9 protein-coding genes are annotated in these 9,102 nt (G+C 69.3%); 5 read left to right on the plus strand and 4 right to left on the minus strand.

Annotation, left to right across the window (positions count from 1 at the left end):
• Window position 1 precedes the first annotated feature (1 nt).
• The 4 genes from HMPREF2924_RS14190 to HMPREF2924_RS14205 form a co-directional block, all read right to left on the minus strand.
• Window positions 2-934: a carbohydrate ABC transporter permease gene (locus tag HMPREF2924_RS14190; protein WP_003089441.1), complete on the minus strand. Its 933-nt coding sequence runs from the start codon at window positions 932-934 to the stop codon at window positions 2-4.
• Window positions 935-1,009: 75 nt separating this feature from the next.
• Window positions 1,010-2,320 (minus strand): ABC transporter substrate-binding protein, encoded by a 1,311-nt coding sequence (locus HMPREF2924_RS14195; protein ID WP_003105362.1) that lies wholly within the window; start codon window positions 2,318-2,320, stop codon window positions 1,010-1,012.
• Window positions 2,321-2,477: 157 nt separating this feature from the next.
• Window positions 2,478-3,383, minus strand: a complete 906-nt coding sequence (locus HMPREF2924_RS14200) for an AraC family transcriptional regulator (RefSeq protein WP_003089438.1) — start codon at window positions 3,381-3,383, stop codon at window positions 2,478-2,480.
• Between the two features lie 222 nt (window positions 3,384-3,605).
• Window positions 3,606-4,511 (minus strand): AraC family transcriptional regulator, encoded by a 906-nt coding sequence (locus tag HMPREF2924_RS14205; RefSeq protein WP_003089436.1) that lies wholly within the window; start codon window positions 4,509-4,511, stop codon window positions 3,606-3,608.
• Between the two features lie 104 nt (window positions 4,512-4,615).
• On the opposite strand from HMPREF2924_RS14205, the gene HMPREF2924_RS14210 reads away from it, so the two are divergent.
• Genes HMPREF2924_RS14210 through HMPREF2924_RS14230 form a run of 5 tightly spaced genes read left to right on the plus strand, consistent with a single transcriptional unit; the run spans window position 4,616 to window position 9,052 of the window.
• Entirely contained in the window at window positions 4,616-5,176 is a 561-nt protein-coding gene (locus tag HMPREF2924_RS14210; protein ID WP_003089433.1) for a carboxymuconolactone decarboxylase family protein, read from the plus strand.
• A gap of 49 nt (window positions 5,177-5,225) precedes the next feature.
• Window positions 5,226-6,293 (plus strand): acyl-CoA dehydrogenase family protein, encoded by a 1,068-nt coding sequence (locus HMPREF2924_RS14215; RefSeq protein ID WP_023094718.1) that lies wholly within the window; start codon window positions 5,226-5,228, stop codon window positions 6,291-6,293.
• Window positions 6,290-7,126: an ABC transporter ATP-binding protein gene (locus HMPREF2924_RS14220; protein ID WP_003131641.1), complete on the plus strand. Its 837-nt coding sequence runs from the start codon at window positions 6,290-6,292 to the stop codon at window positions 7,124-7,126. Before HMPREF2924_RS14215 ends, HMPREF2924_RS14220 begins: the two co-directional genes overlap by 4 nt.
• On the plus strand, window positions 7,092-8,291 hold the full coding sequence (locus tag HMPREF2924_RS14225; RefSeq protein WP_003089429.1) for an ABC transporter substrate-binding protein: 1,200 nt from the start codon (window positions 7,092-7,094) through the stop codon (window positions 8,289-8,291). Before HMPREF2924_RS14220 ends, HMPREF2924_RS14225 begins: the two co-directional genes overlap by 35 nt.
• Window positions 8,288-9,052 (plus strand): ABC transporter permease, encoded by a 765-nt coding sequence (locus HMPREF2924_RS14230; RefSeq protein ID WP_003089428.1) that lies wholly within the window; start codon window positions 8,288-8,290, stop codon window positions 9,050-9,052. The genes HMPREF2924_RS14225 and HMPREF2924_RS14230 overlap by 4 nt, the downstream gene beginning before the upstream one ends.
• Window positions 9,053-9,102 lie beyond the last annotated feature (50 nt).

Consider the following 9,102-nt stretch of genomic DNA (forward strand, 5'->3'; position numbering starts at 1 on the left):
CTCAGCTGCGCTCGGTAAGGTTCTTGCCGATCATCCGCACCAGCACGATGGCGGCGATATTGGCGATCAGCACCGCGATCAGGCCCCCGGCCGAGGCCATGCCGACATCGAACTGCAGCAGCGCCTGGTTGTAGATCAGGTAGGCGAGGTTGGTCGATTCGTAGCCGGGGCCGCCGCTGGTGGTGGTGAAGATCTCGGCGAACACCGAGAGCAGGAAGATCGTCTCGATCATCAGCACCACCGCGATGGGCCGCGCCAGGTGCGGCAGGGTCAGGTGCCAGAAGATCGCCAGTGGACCGGCGCCGTCGAGGCGGGCGGCCTCCTTCTGCTCCTGGTCGAGGGACTGCATGGCGGTCATCAGGATGAGGATGGCGAAGGGCAGCCATTGCCAGGAGACGATGAGGATGATCGACAGCAGCGGATAGTGCGCCAGCCAATCCACCGGCTCGGCGCCGAACAGGCGCCAGACGGCGGCGAGGATGCCCGAGACCGGGTGGAAGATCAGGTTCTTCCAGAGCAGCGCGCTCACCGTCGGCATGATGAAGAACGGCGAGATCAGCAACACCCGCACCGCGCCGCGACCGAAGAACTCGCCGGCCTCCAGCAGCGCGGCGATGAGCACGCCGAACGCCACGCTGATCGCCAGCACGCTGCCCACCAGCAGCAGGGTGTTCAGCGCGCCGGGCAGGAAGCCGGCGTCGGTGACGAAGAAGGTGAAGTTCTCCAGGCCGACGAAGGCATTCTCGCCGGGATACAGCAGGTTGTAGCGGATCAGCGAGAAATACAGGGTCATGCCCAGGGGCACGATCATCCACAACAGCAGCAGCGCCACCGAGGGGCTGACCAGGAGCCAGCCGGGTCCGCGCCGGCGGCGCTGGAGGCGACGGTGGGCGGGACGGGCCGGGAGCGGGGTATCGAGGGCCGAGGTGTTCATGGCGACTCCGTCTGGATCTTCAAGGGCAAGCGCTCGAGCAGCGCCGCGCCGGGCGCGGCTGCGCCCGGCGGCGGACTACTTCGGATAGCCGGCGCGCTTCATCTCGCGGGCGGTGCTCTGCTGCGCGGCGGCGAGCGCCTGGTCGCTGCTCATCTGCCCGGTGAGGGCGGCGGAGAACAGCTTGCCGACCTGGGTGCCGATGGCCTGGAACTCGGGGATGGTGACCAACTGGATGCCGACGTAGGGCACCGGCTTCAGCGTCGGATGGTTGGGATCGACGCGCTTCAGCGATTCCAGGGTGACCCGCGCGAACGGCGCGGCGGCCAGGTAGGCCTCGCTGTAGGTCGAGGCGCGGGTGCCGGGCGGCACGTTGGCCACGCCTTCCCTGTCCGCCACCAGCTTGCCGTACGCCTGCGAGGTGGCCCAGGTGGCGAAGGCCTTCGCCGCGTCCTTGGCGCGCGAGCTGGCGGGAATCGCCAGGGCCCAGGAATACAGCCAGGAGGCGCCCTTGTCGGTGACTTCCCGGGGGGCGAAGGCGAAGCCGGTGGCGTCGGCGACCTTGCTCTGGCTCTTGTCGGTGACGAACGAACCGGCGACGCTGGCGTCCACCCAGATCGCGCACTTGCCGCTGTTGAACAGCGCCAGGTTCTCGTTGAAACCGTTGCTGGAGGCGCCGGGCGGGCCGTACCGCTTGAGGGTGGAGACATAGAAGTCGAGAGCCTTCTTCCATTCGCCGCCGCTGAATTCGGGCTGCCATCGCTCGTCGAACCAGCGTGCGCCGAAGGCGTTGGCCAGGGTGCCGATCAACGCCATGTTCTCGCCCCAGCCGGCCTTGCCGCGCAGGCAGATGCCGTACTGGCCCTGGTCCGGGCGGTTGAGCCTGGCGGCGAACTCGCCGAGCTGGGTCCAGGTCGGTTGCTCGGGCATCCGCAGCCCGGCCTGCTGGAACAGGTCCTTGCGGTAGTAGGTGATCGAGGCTTCGGCGTAGAACGGCAGGGCGTACAGCGTGCCCTTGACGGAGAGACCGTCGCGCACCGAGGGCAACAGGTCGTCCAGGGCGTAGTCGGCGGGCAGCCCGCTCATCGGCTCCAGCCAGCCCTTGGCGCCCCACAGCGCGGCTTCGTACATGCCGATGGTGAGCAGGTCGAACTGTCCGCCCTGGGTGGCGATGTCGGTGGTCAGGCGCTGGCGCAGGACGTTCTCTTCGAGCACCACCCATTTCAGCGCGATGTCCGGGTGGCTTTCCTCGAACACCTTGGACAGGCGTTGCATGCGGATCATGTCGTTGTTGTTGACCGTGGCGATGGTCAGGGTCTCGGCGCCCTGGGCCAGCAGCGGCAGGGCGAGGCAGGCGGCGGCCAGGCAGGCCTTGATCGAGTCGTTCATCGGTGAACTCCTCTTCCGGGCCGGCGGGCGGCGCGGAAGACATTATTGTTTTTGTGTCGCTCGCTGCCGATTACACAGGCGCGTCACGCAACCGACAAAGCCTCGACTGCACTTCGACCGATACTTTTTTGCACCGCCGGGGTGGGGCGCTGGAGGCTCAGAGCAGGTTCTGCTCGGTCAGCCGCTGGGTCACCAGGCGCCGGTAGCCGGTGGGCGTCATGCCCTTGAGCTGCTGGAAGCGCCGGTTGAAATTGGACAGGTTGCTGAAGCCCGACTCGAAGCACACCTCGGTCACCGGCAGCTCGCTGCGGGCCAGCAGCTCGCAGGACTTGCTGATGCGCAGGCGGTTGACGAACTCGACGAAGCCGCGCCCGGCGGCCTGCTTGAAGAAGCGCGAGAAGTAGGTGGGGGTCATGCCCAGGTGGGCGGCGACCTGCTCCTGGGTGAGGTCCTGGGCGTAGTGCTGGAAGATGTAGTCCACCGCCCGGTTGATCCGTTCGACGTTGTGCTCGTCGGCCAGTTGCGAGGACGTGACGGTGGAGAGCAACTGGTAGTCCTCGCATTCGGCGAGCTGTTCCATGAGGATAAAAAAGTATCCCAGGCGGGTCATGCCGCCGCTGTCGGCGATGCGTTGCAACAGTCGCCGGCTTTCGCCGATCAGCGCCGGGTCGCGGAACTCGATGCCGTAGCGCGCCCGCGCCAGCAGCGGGGCCAGGCGGTTCAGCTCGGAGAATACGCCGCTGCCGTCCTCCAGCACCTCGTCGGTGAAGTTCACCAGCATGTCGCGCCGGGCCACCACCTCGTCGGGCTCGACCTGGCTGATCCAGTTGTGCGGCAGGTTGGGGCCGGTGAGGAACAGGGTGTCGGGGGCGAAGTTGCCGATGTAGTCGCCGATGAATACCTTGCCGGAGCTGGCGACGATCAGGTGCAGTTCGTATTCCTTGTGGAAGTGCCAGCGCACCAGCGGGCTGGGGAAGCCGTGCTGGCGGTAGATCAGCGAATGGCCTTCGTGGTCGTCCATCAGCTCGTAGGACGGATCGGTGACTTTGCTGGCTCTGGGCATGGGCGCGGGCCGACCGGGGGAACGAAGGCACATCCTAGCCCGAAGCGGCGGGGCTGTGCAGGGGCGGGCAGCGGCCGTGGCGCTGTCCGCCGCCATCCACCCCAAGGCCGGGGCGTGGCGTGTTCCGGGTTGCCGTTGCGGACCGGGCGCTTGACGAGGCGCGCGCTCTTCGACCCCGCTTCAGCGCCGTTGGCCTGCTCGGTGCCGATCGGCCTCCGCTGATCAGCGGCTGGCCTTGCGATAGGCCCCCGGTTGCTGTCCGGTGGCCTTGTGGAAGGCACGGGTGAAGGCGGCGGTGGACTGGTAGCCGACCGCCGCCGCGACCTCGGCGACGCTGGCGTCGGCGCGCAGCAGGGCGCAGGCGCGGTGCATGCGCAGGGCCAGCAGGACCTGTCCCGGCGACTGACCGCTGAGTTCGTTGAAGCGCTTGAAGAAGGCCGAGCGCGAGAGTCCGGTGCGTTCGGCCATCTGTTCCAGGCTCCAGGGCTGTTCGGGTGCCTCGATCAGCGCTTCCAGCAGGCCGGCGAACTGCGGCTGGCGGGCCAGTGCCACCAGGCCGCCGAGGGTCGGGTTGTCGAGCACCTGCTGGCGCAACACGTAGAGGAACAGCAGGTGGCTGAGGCGTTCCAGCAGCACCGGCGACGGCGCCGGCTGGCGGCGGCACTCGTCGACGATCAGGGCGAACAGGCGTCGCGCCGCGTCCAGCGCCGGATCGCCGGCGCGCAGGATCAGCCAGTCGGGCAGGGCGTCGACGATCAGCCCGGACAATCCCGAATGGAAGTGGAAGAACCCGCAGACCAGGCCGGCACCGTCCGCCGCGTTCCACTCCAGCGCCTGCATTTCGCCGCGCGGCTGGCAGCGCGCGGCCTCGGCGGTGGCCTCGCTGGACAGGCGGAACTCGACGTCGCGCAGGAAGAACAGCGCGTCGCCGCTGTCCAGTCGCCAGCCCCGGGCGCTTCCGGCGACGTGCGCCCAGCAGTGTCCCTGCACCACCAGGTGGAAGCTGGCACGCGCCAGGCCGTGGGTGGAGGCATGCCAGCCGCCGCAGTAGCGACCGACATGGAACAGGCTGGTGTCGACTTCGAGGCTGTCTAATAACCAATCGACAAGCGGGTTGGACGAATTCATCTAAGGGAAAGACTCAAGAGCAAGTGATAGCGACTTTAGAATATTGAATGGATTTCTTATTACCAAGAGACTTCTTCGACACCTCAACCACCGGAGTCGAAAGCATGTCACGCGTTCCCGTGCTCACCCTGGAAAACGCCCCCGAGGCGGCGCGTCCGTTCCTCCAGACCGCGCTGAACAACTCGGGTTATATCCCGAATCTGCTCGGCGTGCTGGCCAATGCGCCGGCCGCCCTGGAAACCTACCTCACCGTGTCCGGGCTGAACGCCAAGGCCAGCCTCGGCCTGCCCGAGCGGGAAGTGGTGCAACTGGTGGCGGCCACCACCCATGGCTGCGACTTCTGCGTTGCCGGGCACACCGCGGTGGCGCGCAACAAGGCGCGCCTGCCGGAGCCGGTGATCGAGGCCCTGCGCGCCCGCGGCGAACTGCCCGATGCCCGCTACGAAGCCCTGGCCGACTTCACCCGCGCGGTGATCGCCAGCCGCGGCGCGGTCACCGACGAACAGTTCGAAGCCTTCCGCGCCGCTGGTTTCGACCAGGCCCAGGCCCTGGAAGTGATCCTCGGGGTGAGCCTGGCGACGCTCTGCAACTTCGCCAACGTGTTCGCCCGCACGCCGCTCAATGCCGAGCTGGAGCAATATCGCTGGACCAACCCGCAGGCCTGAGCCTGCGCTTGCCGGGCGGCGTGCCGCGCCGGCGCAAGGAGTGACGACCATGCTTGACCCGACCCTGAGCGACTGGCTCGACCGCCAGGCCGACGCCCTCGACCGCGGCGACGCCGATCCCGCCGCGCTGCTGCCGCGCCTGGCCGCCGCCGGCGTGCTCGGCGTGGCGGTGGAGGAACGCCTCGGCGGCGCCGGCGGCACGCTCGCCGACGCGGTGGAGCGGGTGGCCGCGGTGGCGGCGCGCTCGCTGACCGCGGCGTTCGTCTTCTGGGGCCAGCGCGCCTTCATCGAGTACCTGTTGCAGAGTCCCAACCAGGAACTGCGCCAACGCCTGCTCGGCGACCTGCTGGCCGGCCGCCTGGCCGGCGCCACCGGGCTGTCCAACGCGATGAAGTTCCTTTCCGGGATCGAGGCGCTGCAGGTGGTGGCGCACGCGGAGGAGGCCGGCTGGCGCCTGGACGGTCGCCTGCCGTGGGTGACCAACCTGCGCAGCGGCGATTTCGTGGTGGCGGCGGCGATCGAACGCGGGGAGGGCGGCAGTCCCTTCGTCCTGGCGATTCCCGAAGGACTCGCCGGCGTGCAGCGCTCGGCGGACCTGCGCCTGCTCGGCCTGCAATGCAGCAACACCGCCGCCCTCGACCTGCGCGCGGTGGCGGTCGGGCGCGACTGGCTGTTGCACGACGACGCCCGGCAGTTCCTGCCACGGGTGCGCCCGGCCTTCCTCGGCCTGCAATGCGGCATGGCCATCGGCCTGGCGCGCCGCGCGCTGGACGAAGTGCAGCGGCACCTGGGCGGCTGCCGTTCGCTGCTGGATGGCGAGCTGGCGGCACAGCGCGAAACCCTCGACGGGCACGTGGCGGCGCTGCACGCCGGACTGGCCAGCGGCGAGTTCGCCAGCCAGCCGGCACGCCTGTTCCGCATCCGCATCGGGCTCGCCGAAGCCGCCGCCAATGCCGTGCAACTGGAGTTGCAGGCCAGCGGCGGCAAGGCCTACCTGAGCGAGCACGGCGCCGGTTTCGCCCGCCGCTGGCGCGAGTCGGCGTTCGTCCCGATCGTTACGCCGAGCCTGGTGCAACTGCGCGCCGAACTGCAACGCCAGGCCGAGGCCAAGGCATGAGCGAGGCGCTCCTCGACGCTCGCGGGATCGCCCTCGGCTATCCGCGCGGTGCCGGCTGGCAGGCGGTGCTCGGCGACTTCGACCTGCGCCTGGGCGCCGGCGAGGTGGTCTCGATCCTCGGTCCCAGCGGGGTCGGCAAGTCCAGCCTGCTGCGCGTGCTGGCTGGCCTGCAGGAGCCGGCCGCCGGCAGCGTGCGGGTACTCGGCGAGCCCCTGCGCGGCCCGCATCCGGGCGTCGCGGTGGCGTTCCAGGACCCCAGCCTGTTGCCTTGGCTGAACCTGGAGAAGAACGTCGCCTTCGGCCTCGATTTCGCCCGCCAGCCGCACCTCGACGCGGCCACCCGCCAGGCCCGCGTCGACCAGGCGATCGCCGCGGTCGGCCTGGAGCACGCCCGTGCCCGCTACCCGGCGCAACTCTCCGGCGGCATGGCCCAGCGCACCGCGCTGGCCCGCTGCCTGGCGCGGCAGCCGAAGGTGCTGCTGCTCGACGAACCTTTCGGCGCGCTGGACGAAGTGACCCGCGCCGACATGCAGCAGCTGCTGCTGCGGGCGATCCACGAGCGCGGCACCGCCGTGGTCCTGATCACCCACGATATCGACGAGGCCCTGCTGCTCTCCGAACGCATCCTGCTACTGGGTGACAGCCCGGCGCGGACCCTCGGCGAGTGGCGCATCGACCTGCCGCAGCCACGCGCGGAGCTGGTCGAGGAACTGGGCGCGTTGCGCATCGAGATCCTGAAAACCCTACGGCGGGCGAGCCGCACCCATGCCCATCCCATCGCTCAGCCGGAGGCCTCCCATGTGCCTGGACGACCCGACCCATTCCCGACGTGACATCCTCAAGCTCGCCGCGCTGCTCAGCGCTGCCGGCGCGTTGCCGCTGCTGAGCAGCCTGCAGGCGCGTGCCGCCGCCGAACCCGACGCGCCGGTGCGCATCGGCTACCTGCCGATCACCGACGCCACGCCCTTGCTGGTGGCCCATGCCAACGGCCTGTTCGAGGCCGAGGGCATCCAGGCCGAACGGCCGGTGCTGTTGCGTAGCTGGGCGCAGGTGATCGAGGCGTTCATCTCCGGCCAGGTCAACGTCATCCACCTGCTGTCGCCGATGACCGTCTGGGCCCGCTACGGCAGCAAGGTGCCGGCCAAGGTGGTGGCCTGGAACCACGTCGGCGGCTCGGGGCTCACGGTGGCTCCGGAGATCGCCGACGTGCGCCAGCTCGGCGGCAAGAGCGTGGCGATCCCGTTCTGGTACTCGATCCACAACGTGGTGTTGCAGCAACTGCTGCGCGACAACGGCCTGCGCGCGGTGAGCCGTGCGGTGGGCGCGGCGCTGGCCGGCGACGAGGTCAACCTGGTGGTGCTGCCGCCTTCGGACATGCCGCCGGCGCTGGCCAGCAAGCGCATCCACGGCTACATCGTCGCCGAGCCGTTCAATGCCCTGGCGGAGAACCTCAAGGTCGGCCGGGTACAGCGCTTCACCGGCGATGTCTGGCGCAACCACGCCTGCTGCGTGGTGTTCATGCACGAACACGACCTGGAGCGGCGGCCGCAGTGGTCGCAAAAGGTGGTCAACGCCATCGTCAAGGCCCAGCTATGGACTCGCGAGCACCGCGCCGAGGCCGCACAGTTGCTGTCCAAGGCCGGAGCCAACCGCTACACGCCGCACGCGCCGGAGGTCCTCGGCCGGGTGCTGGCGCCGGGCGCCGAGGAGCAGCAGGCCTATCTCGCCAGCGGCGCGATCCGCCACGCCGACTGGCAGGAGCGGCGCATCGACTTCCAGCCCTATCCCTATCCGAGCTATACCGAGGAACTGGTGCGGCGGCTGAAGGACACCCTGATCGAAGGCAATAATGCCTTCCTCGCCAGCCTCGATCCGCGCCAGGTGGCCAGTGACCTGGTGGACGACCGCTTCGTCCGCCAGGCCCTGGCAGAGGTCGGCGGGTTGCAGGCGTTCGGCCTCGCCGAGGGCTTCCAGCGCAGCGAGGAGATCAGCCCGTGAGGCAGACCCTGCGCCAGGGCGCGCTGGGCGTTGCCGGGCTGCTGGCGCTGTTCGCCCTGTGGTGGCTCGGCGTGGCCCTGTTCGGCGCCGCCGACGGCCTTTCGGCACGCTTCTCGCCGCAGGCGACGTTGCTCAGCCTGGGTGAACTGCTGGAACGCCGCGAACTCTACGAGCATGTGCTGGTGAGCCTGAAACGGGTCCTGCTGGGCTTGTTCCTGGCGCTGCTGGTGGGAGTGCCGCTGGGGCTGCTGGTGGGCGCCTCGCGCAACCTGGAAGCGGCGACCACTCCGGCGTTTCAGTTCCTGCGGATGATCTCGCCGCTGTCGTGGATGCCCATCGCGGTGATGCTGATGGGCGTGGGCGACCAGCCGATCTATTTCCTGCTGGCCTTCGCCGCGCTCTGGCCGATCCTGCTGAATACCGCCGCCGGCGTGCGCCAGCTCGACCCGCGCTGGCTGCAACTGAGCCGCAGCCTCGCCGCCACGCCCTGGGAAACCCTGCGCCGGGTGATCCTGCCGGGCATCCTCGGCCATGTGCTGACCGGCGTGCGCCTGGCCATCGGCATCCTCTGGATCGTCTTGGTGCCCTGCGAGATGCTCGGCGTCAGCGCCGGGCTCGGCTACTACATCCTCGACACCCGCGATCGCCTGGCGTACTCCGAGCTGATGGCGATGGTGCTGCTGATCGGCCTGCTCGGCTACCTGCTCGACGCCGCGGCGCGCGGACTCTACCGGCGCTGGGCGCACGGAGCGCTCGGGTAGGACGAGGTACCGGTGCGCTGGCGGATAGCGCCGGGGCGCTATTCGCCCTA

The sequence above is a fragment of the Pseudomonas sp. HMSC063H08 genome (assembly GCF_001813645.1).
GTDB classification, from domain to species: domain Bacteria; phylum Pseudomonadota; class Gammaproteobacteria; order Pseudomonadales; family Pseudomonadaceae; genus Pseudomonas; species Pseudomonas aeruginosa.

What these genes read in the sequence shown, in the direction of transcription:
- HMPREF2924_RS14190 (WP_003089441.1), bottom strand. Translation starts at nt 934, where the DNA reads ATGAACACCTCGGCCCTCGATACCCCGCTCCCGGCCCGTCCCGCCCAC.
- HMPREF2924_RS14195 (WP_003105362.1), bottom strand. Translation starts at nt 2,320, where the DNA reads ATGAACGACTCGATCAAGGCCTGCCTGGCCGCCGCCTGCCTCGCCCTG.
- HMPREF2924_RS14200 (WP_003089438.1), bottom strand. Translation starts at nt 3,383, where the DNA reads ATGCCCAGAGCCAGCAAAGTCACCGATCCGTCCTACGAGCTGATGGAC.
- HMPREF2924_RS14205 (WP_003089436.1), bottom strand. Translation starts at nt 4,511, where the DNA reads ATGAATTCGTCCAACCCGCTTGTCGATTGGTTATTAGACAGCCTCGAA.
- HMPREF2924_RS14210 (WP_003089433.1), top strand. Translation starts at nt 4,616, where the DNA reads ATGTCACGCGTTCCCGTGCTCACCCTGGAAAACGCCCCCGAGGCGGCG.
- HMPREF2924_RS14215 (WP_023094718.1), top strand. Translation starts at nt 5,226, where the DNA reads ATGCTTGACCCGACCCTGAGCGACTGGCTCGACCGCCAGGCCGACGCC.
- HMPREF2924_RS14220 (WP_003131641.1), top strand. Translation starts at nt 6,290, where the DNA reads ATGAGCGAGGCGCTCCTCGACGCTCGCGGGATCGCCCTCGGCTATCCG.
- HMPREF2924_RS14225 (WP_003089429.1), top strand. Translation starts at nt 7,092, where the DNA reads ATGTGCCTGGACGACCCGACCCATTCCCGACGTGACATCCTCAAGCTC.